The 20,858-nt window shown below is 60.2% G+C and carries 18 protein-coding genes; 14 read left to right on the forward strand and 4 right to left on the reverse strand.

Annotation, left to right across the window (positions count from 1 at the left end; translation table 11 throughout):
- Positions 1 to 332: 332 nt before the first annotated feature.
- From ileS to ndk, 4 genes are read left to right on the forward strand one after another with little or no spacing between them, the layout of a single operon-like run.
- Positions 333 to 3,593, forward strand: a complete 3,261-nt coding sequence (gene ileS / locus H6F58_RS17470) for an isoleucine--tRNA ligase (RefSeq protein WP_195182244.1) — start codon at positions 333 to 335, stop codon at positions 3,591 to 3,593.
- A complete protein-coding gene (locus H6F58_RS17475) occupies positions 3,593 to 4,945 on the forward strand; it encodes a folylpolyglutamate synthase/dihydrofolate synthase family protein (RefSeq protein ID WP_060701778.1) in 1,353 nt (450 codons plus the stop codon). The genes ileS and H6F58_RS17475 overlap by 1 nt, the downstream gene beginning before the upstream one ends.
- Positions 4,945 to 5,379: a DUF4233 domain-containing protein gene (locus H6F58_RS17480; protein ID WP_060701777.1), complete on the forward strand. Its 435-nt coding sequence runs from the start codon at positions 4,945 to 4,947 to the stop codon at positions 5,377 to 5,379. Before H6F58_RS17475 ends, H6F58_RS17480 begins: the two co-directional genes overlap by 1 nt.
- Positions 5,380 to 5,418: 39 nt before the next feature.
- Positions 5,419 to 5,835, forward strand: coding sequence for a nucleoside-diphosphate kinase (ndk, locus tag H6F58_RS17485; RefSeq protein ID WP_060701776.1), 417 nt, complete (start codon positions 5,419 to 5,421; stop codon positions 5,833 to 5,835).
- A gap of 64 nt (positions 5,836 to 5,899) precedes the next feature.
- On the opposite strand, the gene H6F58_RS17490 is transcribed toward ndk, so the two are convergent.
- The 4 genes from H6F58_RS17490 to H6F58_RS17505 form a co-directional block, all read right to left on the reverse strand.
- A complete protein-coding gene (locus H6F58_RS17490) occupies positions 5,900 to 6,106 on the reverse strand; it encodes a hypothetical protein (protein WP_195182245.1) in 207 nt (68 codons plus the stop codon).
- A gap of 349 nt (positions 6,107 to 6,455) precedes the next feature.
- Positions 6,456 to 7,742, reverse strand: coding sequence for an AI-2E family transporter (locus tag H6F58_RS17495; RefSeq protein ID WP_146275253.1), 1,287 nt, complete (start codon positions 7,740 to 7,742; stop codon positions 6,456 to 6,458).
- A 204-nt stretch (positions 7,743 to 7,946) separates the two neighbouring features.
- Positions 7,947 to 8,531, reverse strand: coding sequence for a GNAT family protein (locus H6F58_RS17500; RefSeq protein WP_060701773.1), 585 nt, complete (start codon positions 8,529 to 8,531; stop codon positions 7,947 to 7,949).
- A 162-nt stretch (positions 8,532 to 8,693) separates the two neighbouring features.
- Positions 8,694 to 9,317, reverse strand: a complete 624-nt coding sequence (locus H6F58_RS17505) for a vitamin K epoxide reductase family protein (protein ID WP_195182246.1) — start codon at positions 9,315 to 9,317, stop codon at positions 8,694 to 8,696.
- A gap of 604 nt (positions 9,318 to 9,921) precedes the next feature.
- Here H6F58_RS17505 and H6F58_RS17510 point away from each other — a divergent pair.
- From H6F58_RS17510 to rsfS, 10 genes are all read left to right on the forward strand, one after another.
- Positions 9,922 to 12,762, forward strand: coding sequence for an Rne/Rng family ribonuclease (locus H6F58_RS17510; protein ID WP_195182252.1), 2,841 nt, complete (start codon positions 9,922 to 9,924; stop codon positions 12,760 to 12,762).
- A 228-nt stretch (positions 12,763 to 12,990) separates the two neighbouring features.
- A complete protein-coding gene (gene rplU, locus H6F58_RS17515) occupies positions 12,991 to 13,299 on the forward strand; it encodes a 50S ribosomal protein L21 (RefSeq protein WP_013349163.1) in 309 nt (102 codons plus the stop codon).
- A 49-nt stretch (positions 13,300 to 13,348) separates the two neighbouring features.
- Positions 13,349 to 13,603 carry a 50S ribosomal protein L27 gene (rpmA, locus tag H6F58_RS17520; RefSeq protein ID WP_022875303.1) on the forward strand — a complete coding sequence of 85 codons (255 nt, stop codon included), beginning with the start codon at positions 13,349 to 13,351 and terminating at the stop codon, positions 13,601 to 13,603.
- Between the two features lie 126 nt (positions 13,604 to 13,729).
- Entirely contained in the window at positions 13,730 to 15,319 is a 1,590-nt protein-coding gene (gene obgE, locus H6F58_RS17525) for a GTPase ObgE (RefSeq protein ID WP_195182247.1), read from the forward strand.
- 3 nt (positions 15,320 to 15,322) lie between these two features.
- Positions 15,323 to 16,480 carry a glutamate 5-kinase gene (proB, locus tag H6F58_RS17530; protein WP_060701768.1) on the forward strand — a complete coding sequence of 386 codons (1,158 nt, stop codon included), beginning with the start codon at positions 15,323 to 15,325 and terminating at the stop codon, positions 16,478 to 16,480.
- A gap of 10 nt (positions 16,481 to 16,490) precedes the next feature.
- Positions 16,491 to 17,783 carry a glutamate-5-semialdehyde dehydrogenase gene (locus H6F58_RS17535; RefSeq protein WP_244652677.1) on the forward strand — a complete coding sequence of 431 codons (1,293 nt, stop codon included), beginning with the start codon at positions 16,491 to 16,493 and terminating at the stop codon, positions 17,781 to 17,783.
- A 118-nt stretch (positions 17,784 to 17,901) separates the two neighbouring features.
- On the forward strand, positions 17,902 to 18,114 hold the full coding sequence (locus H6F58_RS17540; protein WP_195182249.1) for a hypothetical protein: 213 nt from the start codon (positions 17,902 to 17,904) through the stop codon (positions 18,112 to 18,114).
- Positions 18,115 to 18,116: 2 nt separating this feature from the next.
- The gene (nadD, locus tag H6F58_RS17545) at positions 18,117 to 18,722 is read left to right on the forward strand and encodes a nicotinate-nucleotide adenylyltransferase (RefSeq protein ID WP_075972469.1); all 606 of its coding nucleotides are present in this window, start codon (positions 18,117 to 18,119) and stop codon (positions 18,720 to 18,722) included.
- A gap of 82 nt (positions 18,723 to 18,804) precedes the next feature.
- A complete protein-coding gene (locus H6F58_RS17550; RefSeq protein ID WP_195182250.1) occupies positions 18,805 to 20,298 on the forward strand; it encodes a hypothetical protein in 1,494 nt (497 codons plus the stop codon).
- Between the two features lie 57 nt (positions 20,299 to 20,355).
- The gene (gene rsfS / locus H6F58_RS17555) at positions 20,356 to 20,736 is read left to right on the forward strand and encodes a ribosome silencing factor (RefSeq protein WP_195182251.1); all 381 of its coding nucleotides are present in this window, start codon (positions 20,356 to 20,358) and stop codon (positions 20,734 to 20,736) included.
- Positions 20,737 to 20,858 lie beyond the last annotated feature (122 nt).

Raw genomic sequence — 20,858 nt, forward strand, 5'->3', positions numbered from 1 at the left:
GGGATTGTTGTTTTGGGTTTTCCAGTCAGGGTGCTGTGAGCCTGAACTCACTTGCGATCCCTGGGATTCTGGTGAATGTGCACCAAGGGCATCACGCGGTACGATATAAGGACTGCGACTTTGACCCGGCTATCACCGGCGAGTCTTCGGAAGAACGGTGTTCCGCATTGATGGGAACCACCTAGTAGAACCGAACGGGACCAGCCCGTCACAGCTGATGATAAGTGGTTCTCCACCATCTGGTGGGGGATAAGCGGGGTGGTACCGCGGCTTAACTGCCGTCCTCGTAGGCAAGGAATTATCGACCCTACGCTTGAAGGACGGCCCATTCGATGAGCTTCTACCCGAAGGTCACTACTGACCCAACCGGTTCGACCCCGGCTTCACCGCGCTTCCCTGAACTAGAGAAGCGCGTCCTCGAATACTGGAAGAACGACGACACTTTCCAGGCCTCCATCGACCAGCGCGAGGGCGAAGAATTCGTCTTCTACGATGGCCCTCCCTTTGCCAATGGGCTGCCGCACTACGGCCACCTGCTCACCGGCTACGTCAAGGACCTGGTCGCCCGCTACCAGACCCAGCGCGGCAAGCGCGTCGAGCGCCGCTTCGGCTGGGACACCCACGGCCTGCCCGCCGAGCTGGAAGCCATGAAGCAGCTGGGCATGACCGACAAGAAGCAGATCGAAGCCATGGGCATCGACAAGTTCAACGACGCCTGCCGCACCTCGGTGATGAAGTACGCCGACGAGTGGAAGCAGTACGTGAACCGCCAGGCTCGCTGGGTCGACTTCGAAAACGACTACAAGACCCTGAACGTCGAGTTCATGGAATCGGTCATCTGGGCCTTCAAGCAGCTCTCGGACAAGGGCCTGACCTACCAGGGCTTCCGCGTGCTCCCATACTGCTGGAAGGACGAGACCCCGCTGTCCAACCATGAGCTGCGCATGGACGACGACGTCTACAAGAACCGCCAGGACCAGACCGTCACCGTGGGCTTCACCATCCTTGCCGGCGAAACCGAGGCCTCCCAGGCCCTGGCCGGCGTGCAGGCCCTGGCCTGGACCACCACCCCGTGGACCCTGCCGACCAACGCCGCGCTGGCCGTGCACCCATCCATCGAGTACGTGGTGGTTCCTGCCGGGGAAGCCGGCGTAAAGGCTTCGGCCGCCGCCGGCCCGTTCCTGCTGGCCAAGGACCTGCTCGGCTCCTACGCCAAGGACCTGGGCTACAAGGATGCCAAGGAAGCTGCCGCGGCGATCACCGCCAGCTACACCGGTGCCCAGCTGGCTGGCGTGCGCTACCAGCCGTTGTGGGATACCTACACCGACACCGAGAAGTACGGCACGCAGAACGCCTGGCAGATCCTCACCGCCGACTACGTCACCGTGGCCGACGGCACCGGCATCGTCCACCAGGCTCCGGCCTACGGCGAGGACGACCAGAAGGTCTGCGAAGAGCACGGCATCCCGGTGATCCTCTCGGTGGATGAGGGCGCCAAGTTCCTGCCGGTCTTCGCCTCCGGCCCGCTGGCCGAGATCGTCGGCGTGCAGGTCTTCGACGCCAACAAGACCATCACCACTGTGCTCAAGGACGAGGCCAAGCTCATCAAGCAGGCCTCCTACGAGCACTCCTACCCGCACTGCTGGCGCTGCCGCACCCCGCTGATCTACCGCGCGATCTCCTCGTGGTACGTCGAGGTCTCCAAGTTCAAGGACCGCATGGTCGAGCTGAACGAGCAGATCAACTGGATCCCGGGCAACGTGAAGCACGGCCAGTTCGGCAAGTGGCTGGAAAACGCCCGCGACTGGTCCATCTCGCGCAACCGCTACTGGGGCTCGCCGATCCCGGTCTGGGAATGCACCGGCGCCGAGTGCACCCACCGCGAAGTCTTCGGCTCGCTTGAAGAGATCAAGAACTTCTTCGGCCGCCTGCCGGTCAACCACGAGGGGCAGCCGGATCTGCACCGCCCGTTCATCGACGAGCTGACCCTCGCCCATGAGGGCTGCGCCGAAGGCGGCACCCTGGTACGCGTGGAAGACGTGCTCGATGTCTGGTTCGACTCCGGCTCGATGCCCTACGCCCAGGTGCACTACCCATTCGACAACCAGGACTGGTTCGATGGGGGACACCACCCGGCTGACTTCATCGTGGAGTACATCGGCCAGACCCGTGGCTGGTTCTACACCATGCACGTGCTCTCCACCGCGCTCTTCGACCGCCCGGCCTACACCAACGTGATCTCCCACGGCATCGTGCTCGGCTCGGATGGCCAGAAGATGTCCAAGTCGCTGCGCAACTACCCGGACGTCACCGAGGTCCTGGACCGCGACGGCTCCGACGCCATGCGCTGGTTCCTGATGGCCAGCCCGATCCTGCGCGGCGGCAACCTGGTGGTCACCGAGCAGGGCATCCGCGACGGCGTGCGCCAGGTGCTGCTGCCGCTGTGGAACGTCTGGCACTTCTTCAACCTCTACACCAACTCCGCGAACAACGGGGCCGGCTACGAGGCCAAGCGCTCCACCAGCTCCACCGACCCGCTGGATAAGTACATGCTGGCAGCCACCGGCCAGCTGGTGCGCGAAGTCACCGTTGCCCTGGATTCCTACGAGGTTTCCGACGCGACCGAAGCAGTGCGCCAATACATGGACACGCTGACCAACTGGTACGTGCGCCGTTCCCGCCAGCGCTTCTTCGACGAAGACACCCAGGCCTTCGACACCCTGTACACGGCGCTGGAAACCCTGGTGAAGGTCACCGCTTCGCTGCTGCCGCTGGCCAGCGAAGAGATCTTCCGCGGGCTCACCGGCCAGCGCTCGGTGCACCTGACCGACTGGCCAGATGCCAACGAGTTCCCGGCCGATGCTTCCTTGCTGGAAACCATGGAAACCACCCGCAAGATCTGCTCGGTCGGCTCCTCGCTGCGCAAGGCCAAGAACCTGCGCGTGCGCCTGCCGCTGGCAGAACTGAAGATCGTCCTGAACGATGCGGCCCGGCTGGAAGGCACCTACGCCTCGATCATCAAGGACGAGCTGAACCTGAAGGCCGTGACCCTGATCGACGCCGAAGGCGTGGACGCCGCCAGCTACGGCATCAGCCAGCAGCTGGTGGTCAATGCCCGCGCTGCAGGCCCCCGATTGGGCAAGAACGTGCAGCAGGCCATCAAGGGCGCCAAGTCCGGGGACTGGTCGGTAGCCAATGGCGTGGTCACCGCCGGCGGCCTGGAATTGGCAGAGGGCGAGTACACCCTGGATACCGTGGTGGACGCGGCCGGCGAGATCGCCGCGGCGGTCATCGACGGCGGCTTCCTGGTGCTGGACACCGAGGTGACCGAAGCGCTGGCCGCCGAAGGCACAGCGCGCGACATGATCCGCGCCATCCAGTCGGCCCGCAAGGACGCCGATCTGCAGGTTTCCGATCGCATCCGCACCGTGATCACCGCCAACGCCGCGACCATCGCGGCACTGGAAGCCAACCGCGAGCTGGTGGCCGGCGAAACGCTGACCGCCCAACTGGAACTGGTGGCCGATGATGCCGCCGCCGACGAGCAGATCACCGTATCCAAGCTGGATTCCGACAAAGTTGAGGTCAACTAGTGAGCGAACTGGACCGCGTCTACGGGCAGCTGCTGGCCCGCGCGCCGGAAAACAAGATGGAACCGCGCATGGATCCGATGTTCCGCGCGATGGAGATCCTCGGCGAGCCGAACAAGGCCTGCCCGGTCATCCACATCACCGGCACCAACGGCAAGACCTCGACCGCCCGGATGATCGAGTCGCTGCTCATCGCCCATGACCTGCGCACCGGCCGCTACTCCTCGCCGCACCTGGTCTCGGTCACCGAGCGCATCGCCATCGATGGCGAGCCTGTGGACGATGAAACGTTCGTGCGCGTTTGGGACGAGATCAGCCCGTTCTTGGAGATTGTTGACGCCGAGCTCGTGGAGCGCGGCGAAAACAAGCTGACCTACTTCGAAGCAGTCACCATTTTGGCCTTCGCGATTTTCGCCGAAGTCCCGGTCGATGTTGTGGTGCTCGAAGTCGGCCTGGGCGGCATCACCGACGCCACCAACGTGGCCGATGCGGATGTCTCGGTGTTCACTCCGATCTCCCTGGACCACACGGACCTGCTGGGCGATACCACTGAGCTGATTGCCGAGGAAAAGGTGGGCATTCTCAAGCCCGGCGGATACCTGGTTTCCTCGGTGCAGCCCACGGATGCAGCCGATGTCTTGCTGGCCCGCGCCCGAGAACTGGAAGTGCCGGCCGCGTTCGACACCTTGGACTTCAAGCTCTTGGAGCGGAAGTCCGGAGTTGGCGGACAGCTGCTTTCGATTCAGGGCCAGGCCGCACGCTATGAAGAGATTTTCCTGCCGCTCTTCGGTGCCCACCAGGCGCAGAACGCCACCGTCGCCCTGGCTGCGGTGGAGGCCTTCCTGGGCGGCGGGCAGCGCGAGCTGAACATTGAATTGGTGCGCCAGGGCTTCGCAGCGGCTTCCAGCCCGGGCCGGCTGGAACTGGTGCGCAGCGCGCCGAGCATTCTGGTTGACGCCGGCCACAACCCGGAAGGCATTCGCGTCTCCGCAGAAGCCATCAAGGAATCCTTCGGCTTTACCCGGCTGGTTCTGATGGTTGGCATCCTGGCGGAGAAGGACGCAGAAGCAATGCTCTACACCATGCGCGAGGAGTACGGCGATATGGTCGAGGATCTGTGCATCACCCAGTCCTCGTCGCCGCGAGCTATCCCTGCCGGCGAATTGGCCAATCTGGCCATGAATGCCGGATGGCCTGAAGAAGATATCCACGTGACCGAGGATCTGGAAGACGCGGTGGAGTGGTCGGTGGGCCGAGCCGAAGCTGGCGAGGACCTCGGTGGGGGCGTGCTGGTCACCGGTTCGATTACACTGGTGGGCGAGATTTCCCTGCTGCTCAAGAAAGGCGACTCCTAATGGCCAAACTCACCCGTGCCCAGCGCGAGTGGCGTCCGGGCATGAAAAAGAAGCTGCGCTCGACCAAGATGATGTTCGCGTCAACCGTCCTGGTCTGCGAGGCGCTCCTGGCAGTATTCGTCACGCTTGCTGCCTTTGGGCTGAAGCGCGGGGGAGAGCCGGTGGTCGTCCTCGCCCTCGGCGCTGTGGTTGCACTGTTGTGCATCCTGAACTGTGCCTTGCTCGGCAAGAAAATCGGCTACATCATCGGCTGGATTCTGCAGGCGGTCTTCTTCCTCACGGGATTCATTCTCGTGGACATGTTCTACCTGGCCGCCGCCTTTGCGCTGTGCTGGTGGTACGCCTTGTACAAGGGCGAAGAAATCGACGTGGAAAATAAGCGCCGTGCCGCAGCCCAGGAAGCCTGGGAACAAGCCCATCCCGAACAAGCCTGAAAACCTAGAAATACATCAACGATACGAAGAGGTAGTCAAATGACTGAACGTACCCTGATCCTGGTCAAGCCAGATGGCGTCAAGCGCGCCCTGACCGGCCAGATTCTCGCCCGCATTGAAGCCAAGGGCTACACCATTGCCAAGCTGCAGCAGCTGGAAGCAACTCGTGAGCTCCTGGCCGAGCACTACGCCGAGCACGAGGGCAAGCCATTCTACGAGCCGCTGGTCGAGTTCATGCTCTCCGGCCCGGTTGTCGCCATCGTCGCAGAGGGCCAGGGCGTTATCCCGGGCTTCCGCTCGCTGGCTGGCACGACCGATCCAACCACCGCAGCTCCAGGCACCATCCGTGGCGACTTCGGCCGCGACTGGGGCCTGAAGGTGCAGCAGAACCTGGTGCATGGTTCAGACTCGGCTGAGTCCGCAGAGCGCGAGATTGCGATCTGGTTCGGCAAGTAAGCCAAAAGCCGAAGAACCCCGACAGTTTAAAACTGTCGGGGTTCTTTGCGCGTTAATGCCGGTTTCAGTACCAGTCATCCAGGCTTTCGGCATCTGGCCCAGGAGCCTGGGCCGCGCGGTCCACAAGCGGGTAGGAAGTTTGAGGATCATGAACCGAATTTCGTCCGAGGTCTTCGACCGAGCCGATCGTGACGACCTGATGATGCCCTGCCGTTGCGTCGACCAGGTGCGACAAATCATCGTCCATGTTCTCGTTGCTGAAACTCAACATTCTCAGTCCTTCCAGGCTTGTTGCGTATCGGCCGCTATTTTGCGGGGCTATTGGGTCCGGGGTGAGAGCTCGACCCGGCGGAAGACCGGGTGCTGCCGGTCAACCGTTTTCACTTCAGTCACATTAAACACACTGGGCACTTCCGTGACAACGCCATCCAGCTGATTTCGAGCTGTGACAGCGAATGAATCGAAAGCCGATCAGCCGCATATCACGCTGGATCAGCCCGTTTCGAAATCATGCTAGCAATCGCATCTGGCGTTTTAAAGAATTTGCTCCACAGAAACAAGCCGGGTGTCTGCTGTGAATCTGTGGAGCACCATATTCTTCAAGCTATCGAGGGCCGCGGCTAGCCTTTGCCTTCCCCAGAAGTGCTGTCCTGGCCAGCCTCGAGCTTTTCGAGGGCCTTCTCGTCTTGGTCGGATTCAACTTCCGACTTGATCTCGGCACTGGCATCAGGGACCGGATCATTTCTTTCCCGACCCGTCCAGACCTTGATCACTGCCCACGATGCGGCAACCAGCGGAACCGAAAGCACGGCGCCGACGATGCCGGCCAGGACAGTGCCTGCGGTCAAGGCCATCAAGACCACCAATGCGTGCAGGTTCAGGGCGCTGGCCATGACGACCGGCTGCAGGAAGTTTCCTTCAAGCTGGTTCACCAGGATCACGGACGCCAAGACAATCAAGGCAACGATGGGCCCGTTGGTTACCAGGGCAATCAAGGTCGCAAGAACACCGGCGACCGTGGCGCCAACCATGGGCACGAACGAACCGAGGAACACGATAATGCCCAACGGAATCGCCAGCGGCACGCGGACGATCAGCAGGGTCGCCGTGATGCCAATGGCGTCTACGGCAGCAACGGTAGCGGTGCCGCGAATGTACCCGCCAAAGGTGCGCAGGGCCCGGTCTCCTGAGAGGATCCACTTGTGGCGGTAATGCTCAGGAGTCCATGAAACGGCAAAGGCCCAAATCTTGTCGCCGTCCTTCAAGAAGAAGAACAGGATGACCAGCAGCAGTACCAGGCCAGTGAGGAAGCTGCCGGCTGCGCTAAGGGTGTTCAGCGCACCAGTTCCGAACTGCGAGCTGGTCAAGAAGCCGGTGACCGTGTCAACGACGCTATCGATCTGCGCTTGGTCAATCGCGATCGGCAAATTGCCCATCAGGTCCTGGACCATGTCGTTGAGCTGGTTGAAACCCTGGACGGCTTTGTCAACGAGTTTTGGCCATTCATTAATAACGGAGAAGACCAATCCGGTGCCGATTCCACCGAGAATCAGCAATGAACCGAGGAACACGATCCAGGCCGAGAGCATCGGCGAGAAAACCTTGCGCAGTTTCACTACCAGTGGCCACAGGGCACAGGAGATGATCACGGCAAGCAGGGTGGGGATGACGATCATCGTCAAGCGCAGCATTCCGATGACGAGGAAGGCGCCCAATGCGCCGACAACGAGCAGCTGGGCGCTGCGGATCCCCAGCCGGCCGAGAAGATCAGTCCACAGCCCGCTGACCGTGAAGTCGGGTTTTGCATCCGTGCCGGCCAGCGTGGAGCCCGTTGCCGAAGCTGGAATGGCTTCCGGTGCGTGCTGTTTCTTCGGCGCTTGGGATTTACCCTTGCGGAAAAGGGCCATGGTTACTCCTTGTCGCTAGTAATAATTAGTTCTAAGACTAGGCTAGCTAGTTCGGCTGCTGCGCAGGCAACACCGAAAGGATGATTTAATCCAGCTCAAGGCTGAATATCGGCTTCCGATGCAGAGGTTCCCCAGCCGTGCCAAAAAGAAGTGGCCGCCCGCGATCGCGGACGGCCAGCACGCCCGAACGGCGTGAGCTAGGCGCTACTTTCTGAAATATTCCTCGGCGAGCAGCCCCATGATGATCTTGTCGTGGAACGATCCGTCATGGAAGCCGGCTTGCCGAATGCGCCCTTCTTCCCGGAAACCGGAACGGATGAACGTGCGCAGCGCCCTTTCGTTGTAGGCCCAGACGGTCAATCCAATGCGGTTCAATCCCATTTCGCGGAAGCCGTAGTCAATGATCATCTTGGCGGCCAGGGTTCCATAGCCCTGTCCGACATTTGATCCGCCAATCATGATCATGAGTTCCGCGGACCGGGCAGGCGCGTTGTAGTCATATAGCGCGGTGTGCCCGATCAACGTGTCGTCGGGCAGGGTGATCGATAGCCCAACACCGTCGGTGGTGCCACGATTCAGGCTTCGGGACTTGAAGAGGGCGGCCGCTTCGTTGACCGGATGGGGGAGCACCAGGCTTCCCTGCAGTGCCATGAATTCCGGGCTGTTCCACCATTGCGTGAGGAAAGGCAGATCATCTTCCTGGAGTTCGCGCAGGCGCAGTTGTTCCGAGATCAGAAGATCGATCCCGTAGTTTTGGGCATTTTCTGTGTTCCATTTGTCACTTGCCATGTTCCCAATCTAGCGGTCTTAGCTGGGCAAGGACGGCAAAATCGCGACGCGCGCAGCCAAATCACTGGAAATCAAACGCGCTGGCACAGCTATCCGCTGGCTGCAGGCAAAAGAAAAGCCGGTTCGTTCCCAAGGCAACGAACCGGCAATCGATAGCGGGGCTTAGCCGAAAAATGCGTTCGGGAAGCGAAGCACCACTGTAGCTGCAACCAAGAGCCACAGGATGGCAGTGGCAATCCAGCTCCACTCGGTGAAGAACTTTTTCGCCGCTGCGCCAGCGGGGATCACGCCCGTGACCACATTGCGAGCCGTAGTGAAGACAAAGAGCGGTATGGTCATGGCCCACACGACCATGCAGTAGGGGCACAGCGCGTTGATCTCGTAGAGGGCTTGCGACCAGAACCAGATGACCAGGCCCATGGCGGCGGTAACACCAATCTGGAAGCAGATCCAGAACCAGCGCTGCAGCTTGTTCGCGCCGGCAAGCAGCACCACGCCGATGGTGATGACGATCGCGAAGCAGACGATGCCGAAGAACGGGTTGGGGAATCCGAAGATTCCAGCCTGCTCCGACCTCATCACGGTGCCGCAAGAGATCCATGGATTGATATCGCAGCTGGTGACGTAGTCGGGGTTCTTGTAGAGCTCGATGCGTTCCAAAACGAGAGTTCCGGCCGCGAGCCACGAAATGAAACCTGTGGCGATGAGAACCAGCCCGAAACCGCGATCCTTTGCCCACCATGGCAACACGCCCGGGTTGGGGCTCTTTTCTAGTGATGAAACCATGTTTCGACTATTCCATAAATTTGTAGGAAAGCGGGAGATTCCGCTTCGAGCGTTTTCATCTTAGGAAGCAATTCTGTGCAACGGATGAGAAGCAATGAACAAGGCGTGAACTAAATATGAGAGAATGGAAATGGTTGCTCGCGGATCCACAGTCTGCTTTCAACCCGACGACAGACTTTTGAAACAACAGATCGCCAGGCGATGCATCGCTTCGGTTGAGTGCCCAATATGTGCGCCTCCCGAGGGAATACCGCGGATCGTAGGGCTGCAAAGGAAAGCAGCCGGTTTTCTTAGGCCACGTTGATCCGCAGGAATTGCGTCCGGCTCAGTCATATGAGCCAGTGGCAATCTTGCGGAAAATAGCGAGCTTTTGTGTCTGGCCGATTTAAAGCAGTCGGCCAAGGGACACGTGATGATTGTAGTTTCAGCTGAGGCGCCGTCTGTGGAGGATGCCAAAGCGGGACAAAGTAGGAGTACGCGAATTTAAATGAGCGCAGCAAATCAACGAAAGGGTGGGGCGCAAGGTAGCAAGCGAGGCAATCGTTCAACGCGAGCCCGTCGTACCAGCGTTTCAACCACCCCTGCGCGGCCACTGCGCCGCGCCATGACCCTGGCTGAACTCAATGCCGCAGCCGGCATTGAAGAAAGCCCATACCGTTGGCGAGCTACTCGCCGCACCCAGGTTTCCACCCCTGATTCAGCCCAGCGCGCCAGCCGCCAGGCAGAGCGCCGTGCGCAGGTGGCACGCCATGCTGCCAGCGACGAAGCAGTCGAGCAGGCAGCTGCCAAGCAGGAGACCACCGAACAGGCCAGCGAAGAAATCGCCAACCCGGTGGCAGAAGAGACCACTGAGCCGCAGGACGCCCCAGAGGTGGTAGAAGACCACACCGGCCAGCTGCTGGCCGAGCACGGCAGCTCGATGATCTTGAACCCTTTCGCCATTCCAGAAACCGCTCAGGCGGTTCTGGCGCAGGTCGTTGCCAAGAAGCACGAACCAGCGCGCAAGGAAACTCCTGAAGCCGAGAGCGATGACGTGACCTCGCGCCGCCGCCGTCGCCGCCGCCGCGGAGATGTTGATCTGGAACTTGAGGGCGGTTCGCAGGACGATCCACCCAACACCGTGACCCGCGTTCGCGCACCGCGCGGCAGCGTCGAAAGCCATGGCTCGGTCAGCGACAAGGTGGCCTCCGTGCGCGGTTCGACCCGCCTGGAAGCCAAGCGCCAGCGCCGCCGCGAATCACGCGAGACCGGCCGCCGCCGCCAGGTGATCACCGAGGCAGAGTTCTTGGCCCGCCGCGAATCCGTGGAGCGCAAGATGATCGTGCGCCAGCGCGAAGACCGCATCCAGATTGGCGTCCTGGAAGATGGGGTGCTCGCCGAGCACTTCGTGTCCAAGACCCAGCAGGATTCGCTGATCGGCAACGTGTACGTCGGCAAGGTGCAGAACGTGCTGCCTTCCATGGAAGCTGCTTTCGTGGATATCGGACGCGGCCGCAACGCCGTGTTGTACGCAGGCGAAGTCAACTGGGATGTTGCTGCCCTTGAAGGCCAGCCGCGCCGCATTGAGAATGCGCTGAAGGCTGGCGACTCGGTGCTCGTGCAGGTCACCAAGGACCCCGTAGGACACAAGGGTGCCCGCCTGACCAGCCAGATCTCCCTGCCGGGACGCTACCTGGTCTACGTGCCGGGCGGCTCGATGACCGGCATCTCCCGCAAGCTGCCCGACGTAGAGCGCCAGCGCCTGAAGAAGATCCTGAAGGACCACCTTCCGGAAAACGCAGGCGTGATCGTGCGCACCGCCGCCGAAGGCGCCTCCGAGGAAGAGCTGACCAACGATATCAACCGGCTGCGCGCGCAGTGGGAAGGCATCGAAGAACAGGCCAACTCCACCAAGACCCTGGCTCCGGAACTGCTGTACTCCGAGCCGGACCTGACCATCAAGGTGGTCCGCGACGTCTTCAACGAGGACTTCACCAAGCTGATCGTCTCCGGCGAGCATGCCTGGGACACCATTGAGGCCTATGTCATGTATGTGGCGCCGGACTTGATGGGGCGCCTTGAGAAGTGGGAATCCGACGAGGACATCTTCGCCGACTTCCGCGTCGACGAGCAGATCGCCAAGGCGCTGGACCGCAAGGTCTTCCTGCCATCGGGTGGTTCGCTGGTGATCGACCGCACCGAAGCAATGACGGTCATCGACGTGAACACCGGCAAGTTCACCGGCTCGGGCGGCAACCTCGAAGAGACCGTGACCAAGAACAACTTGGAAGCGGCCGAGGAAGTCGTGCGCCAGCTGCGCCTGCGCGATATCGGCGGCATCATCGTCATCGACTTCATCGACATGGTCCTGGAGTCCAACCGCGATCTGGTGCTGCGCCGACTGGTTGAGTGCCTGGGCCGCGACCGGACCAAGCACCAGGTGGCCGAGGTCACGTCGCTGGGCCTGGTCCAGATGACGCGCAAGCGCATGGGCACCGGTTTGCTGGAAGTCTTCGGCGAAGAGTGCGAGCACTGTGCTGGAGCCGGTGTGATCACCCACGAAGAGCCGGTGGAATCCCGCCGCACCTTCAATTCGGCCGGTGAACCGCACGCCAAGAAGTTCAACGAGAAGCCATCTCGCAATTCCCGCCGCCGCCGCGGTGGCGAGAAGGACGAGGCCAAGCCGGTTGCCAAGCAGGAGGCTGCCGCCACGGGCGAGAAGGATGAAGCCACCCGCAATGCGCTGGCAAGTATTGCTGCCGCATCGCATTTGGAGCCACACGCTGAGAACGCTGTGAGCATCGAAGGCGAGCAGATTCCAGTGCTGAAGACCGGCACGCCAGTGGCCGCCGACGTCTCCGTCACCCTCGAAGCGCTCGAAGCTGCCCTGCCGGGCAAGGACGAGACCGAGGATGAGGGTGGCGAGGGCAACCGCAAGCCGCGCCGCCGTTCGCGCTCCCGTGGACGCAACCGTTCACAGGCAGACGCCGAGCAGCAGGGCGCCAAGGCTGAGGAAGCTGGCCAGGACATCGAAGCGGAGCAGCCAGCGGCTGTTGCCGTGGAGGATGAGCCGAAGCAGGTTGAGCAGCCGCGCAAGCGTTCCCGCCGGGCATCACGTCCACAGGGCTCGGGAGCTGCCTCAGCGCAGGACCAGCCGGTACTCACCGGCCTGGCCATACCTGCATCGAGCGCTCCAGCAGCTGCAGAGGCCACGGCCACTGCAGCAGCATCGGCTGCCGCTAGCGCGGTGGCCCCACAGAGTTCCACGAAGCCAAAGCGGCGCAGTCGTCGAGCCACCTCGGCTCAGGGCGACGCAACCGCAGAGGTTCTCGTGGCAGAGGTATCCGCTGCTACCGGTTCGGTAGTTCAAATGGATGCCTCCAGTTCGCACAACGAAAAGCCAGCTGAGCCTGCCGGGCAACCGGTAATGTTCGGTGTCGGCGTTCCGGTGCGCGAACTGAAATAGATGAACTTGATCACGCTTCACCCGCTGGGGCAGTTTGTATTTGCCCCAGTGGCGTGGACTAGCGTAATCTAGTTGATCGGTGCTAAACGCCAAGATCACGGACTTTCCGTCCGCTCGGCGTCAAGGCACAAGCGCATGAGATCCCCGTTCATTGCACTCATTTATGGGTGTTCGGGTCGATATCTGCGCCGGTAAGACAATAAACGTCGAGTAGAAGTGAGTACCCACGTGGTGTACGCAATTGTCCGCGCAGGCGGCCACCAGGAGAAGGTTTCCGTTGGAGACCTCATCACCGTTGACCGTCTTCAGGCTGCCCCAGGTAGCTCCATCGAGCTTCCTGCTTTGCTGTTGGTAGATGGCGAGAAGGTAACTTCCGCAGCTGCCGATCTGGCTAAGGTCACGGTTACCGCTGAGGTTGTAGAAAACCTTCGCGGCGAGAAGATCGTTATCCAGAAGTACAAGAACAAGACCGGTTACAAGAAGCGCCAGGGCTTCCGTGCCGCTCTGACCAAGGTCAAGGTCACCTCGATCGCCTAATTCAGGCTGATCGTAATATCCATTTTTGTAGCGAAAGAGGCTAAAAGGCATGGCACATAAGAAAGGTGCGAGTTCCACTCGCAACGGTCGCGATTCCAACGCACAGTACCTAGGCGTAAAGCGCTTTGGTGGTCAGGAAGTCAAGGCAGGCGAAATCATCGTTCGCCAGCGTGGCACCCACTTCCACCCAGGCGCCGGCGTAGGCCGTGGCAAGGATGACACCCTGTTCGCCCTGGCTGCTGGTGCAGTCGAGTTCGGCACCCGTCGTGGTCGCCGCGTGGTGAACATTGTTGCTGCTGCCTAATTCAGGCATCAGGCAAATTTTTTAGTACAGAAGGGGTGGGCCGTTATTCGGTCCGCCCCTTGTGTGCGTAGATAGACTTTTTCTGCGAGAGCTTCTCGCAACCCCGTTCTAGGAGAAGATGGCCCCGTGGCTGCATTCGTTGATCGCGTAACCCTTCATGTCACCGCAGGTAATGGTGGCCACGGTTGTGTGTCCATCAAGCGCGAGAAATTCAAGCCGCTTGGCGGACCCGATGGCGGCAACGGTGGCAAGGGCGGCGACATTATCTTGCGCGTTGACCCGCAGGTCACCACGCTGCTGGACTTCCACCACCTGCCGCACCGCAAGGCCGGCAACGGCGAACCCGGAAAGGGCGGACTGCACCCAGGCAAGCACGGCGAAGACCTGATCCTCGGCGTGCCCGCAGGCACCGTGGTGAAGACCAAGGACGGGGACATCCTGGGGGACCTGGTCAACACCGGCGACGAATACATTGCCGCCATCGGCGGCATGGGCGGCCTGGGCAACGCGGCGATCTCCTCGGACAAGCGCAAGGCCCCGGGCTTCGCGCTGCTGGGTATTCCCGGAACCAGCCAGGACATCGTCCTGGAGCTGAAGTCCATGGCCGATATCGCGCTGGTGGGCTACCCCTCGGCTGGCAAGTCCTCCCTGATCGCCGCGGTCTCCGCGGCACGTCCGAAGATCGCGGACTACCCCTTCACCACCCTGGTGCCGAACCTCGGCGTGGTCCAGGCTGGCGATACCCGCTTCACCGTAGCCGACGTCCCAGGGCTGATTCCTGGCGCTTCGGAGGGCAAGGGCCTGGGCCACGAGTTCCTGCGCCACGTTGAGCGCTGTGCCGCGATTGTGCACGTGCTGGACTGCGCATCGCTGGAGTCCGACCGCGATCCGATTAGCGACCTGGACACCATCGAAGCCGAGCTTGCGAACTACGAAGCCGACTCGACCTTCGCAGGCACCGACGGGACGATCGTCCCGCTGATCGAACGCCCCAAGCTGATCGCCCTGAACAAGGTCGACATGCCAGACGGTGCGGAAATGGCCGAATTCGTGCGTCCTGAACTCGAACAGCGCGGATATCGCGTCTTCGAGATCTCAGCCCTGTCACGTAACGGATTGCGTGAACTGTCCTTCGCTATGGCTGAATTGGTAGAACAAGCGCGAGCCGAACAGGTCGTTGAAGCACCGGTAGTCGAGGTGCCTGTGATCCGTCCGCGCTATAGCAACAAGGAAGAGTTCTACATTCGCCGCGAGGAACAAAACCTTGAGCCTCTGTGGCGCGTTATTGGCGAAAAGCCAGAACGCTGGATCATGCAGACCGACTTCCGTAACGATGAGGCCGTCGGCTACCTCGCTGACCGACTGGCCAAACTGGGGGTAGAAAACAAGCTATTCAAGGCCGGAGCCAAGCCGGGCGACGCTGTCGTCATTGGTTCCGAAGAAGATTCGGTGGTCTTTGACTGGGAGCCAACCATGGCTGCCGGCGCTGAATTGCTCGGCGGCAGCCGCCGTGGCGAAGACGTGCGACTCGAAGACCGCGGCAATCGAAAGACCCGCGAAGAAAAGCGTGCCGAACACGAAGACCGGAAGTCCGCCAAGGCTGCCGCTCGAGCAGAGCTGGAAGCCGAACGCAAGGCTGGCATCTGGACTGAATCGGTCAACGCCAAGAACGCAAAAAAAGCTGCTGGGAAGAAGGCAGCACAGGAGGAAGAATAAAGTATGAGTGAAAGTGCCACCAAGACTATTTCAGCCATTGCCTCTCCTCACGAATTGCCGGATGCACGGCGGCTCGTTGTCAAGGTTGGATCCAGCTCGCTGACCACGGTCAGCGGGGGGATATCCCATGAGAGACTGAAGTTTTTGGTGGACACTCTCGCCGAAACCGTGAACAACGGCACCGAGGTCATCCTCGTTTCCTCCGGCGCAATTGCCGCCGGCCTGGCCCCGCTGGGTTTGCCCAAGCGTCCCAAGGACTTGGCAACCCAGCAGGCCGCCGCGGCCGTCGGCCAGGGGCTGTTGCTGGCCCAATACACGCAGCTCTTTGAAGAACATGACCTGCGTGTTGGCCAGGTATTGCTCACGGCAGATGACTTGATGCGCCGTTCCTCCTATACCAACGCATTGCGTTCCCTGGTCAGGCTCTTGAACCTTGGCGTGCTGCCCATCGTCAACGAAAACGATGCGGTCGCAACCCGTGAAATCCGCTTCGGCGATAACGACCGCCTTGCATCTTTGGTAGCGCACCTTGTTAAAGCTGATGCGCTGCTGCTTTTCTCAGACGTCGATTCAGTTTATGACGCGCATCCTGAAGAGGGCGGAAGCCGCATTACCACCATCGAGCACCCCGATGAGCTTGAAGCGGTAGACCTGGGTACACCTGGTGCTGCTGGCGTGGGCACCGGCGGCATGATCACCAAGGTTGACGCCGCAACCATGAGCTCTTCGGCCGGCATCCCTACCCTGGTGACCAGCACCGACAACGCCGCCAAGGCGCTGCGGGGCGAAGACGTGGGTACCTGGTTTGCCGCTAGAAACTCCCGCCGCTCTGCACGCGATGTATGGCTTGCCTACTTGGCAAGCATTGAAGGCCGCCTGATCCTTGACGAAGGCGCGGTCCAAGCAATTTCCCGAGGCACCAACTCGCTGCTTGCCGCCGGCATCATCGATGTAGAGGGGGCCTTCGAGCCCGGAGATGCCGTGGAAATCTGCGGTTCAGACCGCGTGCCTTTCGCCCGCGGCCTGGTGAATTACAGCTCTGAAGAGCTGCCGGAGATGCTTGGGCAGAACACCGGCGACCTGGTTGAGCAACTTGGCGAAGGTTACGATAAGTCGGTCGTGCATGTCGATGACCTAGCTTTGATCGAACCTATTTTCTAGGATGGAAACTATGAGTATCGACGCAGTACGAACAGAAGAACACCTCTCCGACGTCACTGGTTCGGTTTATCAGCTCGCTGATCGAGCACGCCGTGCCTCGCGAGTGCTCAAGCGCGCCAATCGAGACTGGAAAGACCGTGCACTGCTTGCGATCGCAGCAGGAATCCATGAGAACCGCTCCAAGATCTTCCTGGAAAATAAAAAGGACTTGGAGGCGGGGCAGGCTAATGGTACATCCGTGGCCATGCTGGATCGCCTGAAGCTTGATGACAAGCGCGTTGACGGCTTGGTTTCCGCATTGCATGAACTCGCAGGCCTACCGGATCCTGTCGGTCGCGTGGTTCGCGGCGAGACCTTGCCTAATGGTTTGCGGATGCGGCAGATCAATGTCCCGATGGGCGTCATCGGAACCATTTATGAAGCCCGTCCCAACGTCACGGTTGATATCGCCGGCTTGTCGCTGAAGAGCGGCAACGCAGTCTTGCTACGTGGCGGAACTGCTGCATTGCACTCGAACCAAGTCCTCGTTTCGATCATTCGAGACGCCTTGGAATCCGTTTCGCTTCCGCGAGATCTGGTGACCTCAATCGATCAGTTCGGTCGCGAGGGCGCCGACGCCATGATGGGTGCTCGCGGCAAGATCGACGTGCTGATCCCTCGCGGCGGCCGCGACTTGATTCAGCGTGTTGTCACCACCGCCAAGGTGCCGGTGATTGAGACCGGTGAGGGAAATGTCCACATTTTCTTGGATTCCTCGGCTGAAGAGCAAATGGCTATCGATATCTTGATGAACGCCAAGACCCAGCGCCCAAGCGTGTGCAATACCGTGGAAACCCTGCTGATTCATAAGGACTCGAAGGTTGCCTCGCCAGTTCTCAAGGCGCTTTCCAATGCAGGTGTCACTTTGCATGTGGATGCACGCGCTGCAGCCCTGGTACCTGATCTCAAGACCGTTCCAGCTCAGGACGAAGACTGGCGCGTTGAATACATGGATATGGATCTCGCAGTCAAGGTCGTCGACGACATTGACGAGGCCTTGGATCATATCCGCGAATACTCAACCGGGCACACCGAGGCGATCGTTACGTCGTCCTTGGCTGCTGCTGAGCTCTTCATTGCCGAGATCGAGTCGGCTGCTGTCATTGTGAATGCGTCGACCCGCTTCACCGATGGCGGACAGCTGGGCCTTGGCGCCGAAGTAGGCATCTCCACACAGAAGATGCATGCGCGAGGTCCTATGGGTTTGACCGAACTTACGACCACCAAGTGGATTGTTCAGGGCGACGGGCACGTTCGCAAATAGTTTCTGACCGCCGTTTTCGGTAGGATGTAGAAGAAACGTACCGTTACTTTTCGGACCGCTGGATCTTCGATAGAAATTGAAGATCCGGTGTCTTCCGTGGATACGACTGGAGATTTACTTGAACGCGCTGATTCTGGCCTCCGAAGCCGCTGCCCCTGGCTTGAGTGCACACACTTGGTCCCTGCTGATCGGTGGCGGCATTTTTGTTGCATTGATGATCTTGCTATTGATCACCGTTTCCTACACCAATGTTGGCAACCGCCACTCGGTCAAGGACGAAGAACAAGATATTCACCGCCAGTTCAAGACGCACCAACCACATAGCCACTAGTCTTGAGCGAGCGGCAGCACAGTGACCGCCCATTACGCCTCGGCGTGATGGGCGGTACTTTTGACCCCATCCACAATGGCCACTTGGTCGCCGCGAGCGAAGTTGCGGCCGAGTACGACTTGGATGAGGTAGTTTTTGTACCCACCGGGCATCCTTGGCAGAAGGCCGACAAGCAGGTTACCAGCGCGGAACACCGCTACCTGATGACCGTCATTGCCACGGCTTCCAATCCCCGGTTTACGGTAAGCCGGGTCGATATTGACCGTGAAGGTGCCACCTTCACTCGGGACACCTTGCTTGATCTGCGGGCACAACGGCCTGATGCGGAATTGTTCTTCATCACCGGTGCCGATGCGATGAGCCAGATCATGAGCTGGCGCGACATCGACCAGGTCTGGGACCTCGCTCATTTTGTTGGCGTGAGCCGTCCTGGGTACGTAATGAGCGATCTTGGCAGGGACAATGTTTCCCAGTTGGAGATCCCGGCGCTGGCGATTTCGTCGACGGATTGCCGAGTACGAGTCGCTCAGGATAAGCCAGTTTGGTACCTTGTGCCCGATGGTGTGGTGCAGTACATTGCAAAATATGGGCTGTATACCGAGTCGTAACCTCACATTAGGTGACGTAACACGGCATAATCTCTAGGTAAGGGTGACGGTATTTGTCTATGCGGTCGGGGAGAAGTACAGGATGAGCGATAACTCGCAGCCGGTTTCTAGCAGGCGAGCTCTGCGCGAAAAGCGACGTGCCGAAATGGAAGCATTGCTGGCAAGCAGCAAGGCAGAACAAGAAGCAAAAGAACTCGCAAGTGAGAAAAAGGCGGGAGAACCCGAGCAATCGGCAACGCCAGCGAAAGCTGATGCCGCTCCCGCAGCAAAGCCAACTCCGAAACCGGAACCGGCCAAGCCACAGGCGGCAAAACCGACCCCGAAACCCGCACCGGCAGCTAAGACCAGCGCAGCAGCCCAGAAGCCTGCTCAGCAGCCCACTTCAAAGCAAGCCGATGAAGCGCCGCAAAGCCCAGGCAAGCCTGCAGCAGCGCCCGGCGTTCAAAAGCCAGCTCCGTCGAAGGACAATGACGAGCAGGCGGCCAAGCCTAAGCCAGCGCCGCAGGCCAAGGCTGCTGCGAAGAATGATTCGCCGGCCACTGAGCCGGCTAATGAGGAACCGGTGGGGGAGCGCGCATCGCTTCGTCGTGCCCGGAATCGTGAAGCTTTGCGTGAGCGCCGTCGTCTTGAAGGCGAAGTAGATGCGTTGACTAGCCACATTCCAACGGTTGAACCTGCGGACGACCCCAAGCCCCTGACTCGTCGCCAGCTTCGGTTGCAGGCATTGGCCGAACAGGGCAAAGCCGATCCGGCAGCCGCGCCAAAACCGGCTGCGAAGCCAGTCAAGAAACCAGCTGCTGACGAAGATTCACCCGAAACTACGGTGATGAGCGTTGAGCAAGCACTTGCAGCGCGACGCGCGCATGCTCCGAAAGCGCCAATCGACCCGAACCTCTTGGGCGAAGATGACTCCGAGATTGATCTCGAAGTACTTGCCCATCAGCGTGAAATGGCAGCTCGTGCCGCCATTATTTCCCGCCGTGCCGCAGAACGCGAGCGCTTGCGTGTAGAAAACGCCAAGCAGGGCAAGGATGACAAGTCTTCTGATCCTTTCACCGGCGCAATGGGGAATATTCGCGAGGTAGAAGACCGCATTGCCAAGACTGGCGTCCAGGGCCCCAAGACGCAAAGCGTGTCTCTTAATCTTGATTCTGACGGCAAAATCAGTTCCAAGAAGGATGAAGCTGCACCGGCTGCAAAAAAGCCTTCGGCTAAAACAGCTGACGCTGCCAAGCCAGCGCCAAAGCCAGCTGCGGCGAAGCCGGCGCCCAAGCCCGCTGCCAAGACTGCACCTAAACCTGCACCGAAGGCAGCTCCCAAATCGGCCGCCAAGCCGGCAGCCAAAACGCCAGCTAAGCCAGTTGCGGAGGCAAAAAAGCCAGCCGCGGCTCCTGAAGCCTCCCCAGAAGTTCAGATGCCGCGAATTGATGCTGTGAACGCCCAGGGGCTTGAGCCGTTGGATGTTCAAACACATGGCGTTCGTCGCGCCAACAATATGCTTATCGCCATGATCGTGGCACTGAGCGTCGGCGGTGCAGCGCTGATCGCCGGGCTGATCATGTTGCTCGGCAACTAGTTTCGTTGCAAAATTAAGTTCTCGATCTACACCTCTAACAAGGAGACACCCCACTCAATGGGAGCACACGCAGATTCAATTGCCCTCGTGAAGATTGCAGCACAGGCTGCATCTGAAAAGTTGGCAGAAAACATGGTCGCGCTAGATGTAGCGGACCGCCTGGGCGTCACCGACGCCTTCTTGATTGTCTCTGGTGGATCAGAACCGCAGGTGAACGCAATCGTTGATGAAATTCAGGCCAAGGTCCTGGAAGAATACAGCATGCGCCCGGTCCGCCGTGAAGGTTTTGGCTTGGGCCGTTGGGTCCTGTTGGACTACGGAGATGTTGTAGTCCACGTACAGCACCAGGAAGACCGCGTTTTCTACGCGCTGGAACGTCTCTGGGCTGATTGCCCGGTGATCGAGCTGCCTGAGGACCCGAAACAGCCGAACCAGTAATCGTGAATTTGCATCCTGATCAGGTAGTCATCTATGATTATGGAGTTGCCTGATCAGGGTAGCAATCCTTTTGGGGGTATGGCGCAGTTGGTAGCGCGTCTGCATGGCATGCAGAAGGTCAG

This window comes from Glutamicibacter sp. FBE19, from assembly GCF_015524875.1.
In the GTDB taxonomy this organism is placed as follows: domain Bacteria; phylum Actinomycetota; class Actinomycetes; order Actinomycetales; family Micrococcaceae; genus Glutamicibacter; species Glutamicibacter halophytocola.

Coding starts and splice junctions, on each gene's coding strand:
- rpmA (WP_022875303.1), top strand. CDS start 13,349: ATGGCACATAAGAAAGGTGCGAGTTCCACTCGCAACGGTCGCGATTCC.
- H6F58_RS17535 (WP_244652677.1), top strand. CDS start 16,491: ATGAGTATCGACGCAGTACGAACAGAAGAACACCTCTCCGACGTCACT.
- proB (WP_060701768.1), top strand. CDS start 15,323: ATGAGTGAAAGTGCCACCAAGACTATTTCAGCCATTGCCTCTCCTCAC.
- H6F58_RS17505 (WP_195182246.1), bottom strand. CDS start 9,317: ATGGTTTCATCACTAGAAAAGAGCCCCAACCCGGGCGTGTTGCCATGG.
- H6F58_RS17510 (WP_195182252.1), top strand. CDS start 9,922: ATGACCCTGGCTGAACTCAATGCCGCAGCCGGCATTGAAGAAAGCCCA.
- ndk (WP_060701776.1), top strand. CDS start 5,419: ATGACTGAACGTACCCTGATCCTGGTCAAGCCAGATGGCGTCAAGCGC.
- H6F58_RS17495 (WP_146275253.1), bottom strand. CDS start 7,742: ATGGCCCTTTTCCGCAAGGGTAAATCCCAAGCGCCGAAGAAACAGCAC.
- rsfS (WP_195182251.1), top strand. CDS start 20,356: ATGGGAGCACACGCAGATTCAATTGCCCTCGTGAAGATTGCAGCACAG.
- H6F58_RS17490 (WP_195182245.1), bottom strand. CDS start 6,106: ATGTTGAGTTTCAGCAACGAGAACATGGACGATGATTTGTCGCACCTG.
- H6F58_RS17550 (WP_195182250.1), top strand. CDS start 18,805: ATGAGCGATAACTCGCAGCCGGTTTCTAGCAGGCGAGCTCTGCGCGAA.
- H6F58_RS17480 (WP_060701777.1), top strand. CDS start 4,945: ATGGCCAAACTCACCCGTGCCCAGCGCGAGTGGCGTCCGGGCATGAAA.
- H6F58_RS17500 (WP_060701773.1), bottom strand. CDS start 8,531: ATGGCAAGTGACAAATGGAACACAGAAAATGCCCAAAACTACGGGATC.
- ileS (WP_195182244.1), top strand. CDS start 333: ATGAGCTTCTACCCGAAGGTCACTACTGACCCAACCGGTTCGACCCCG.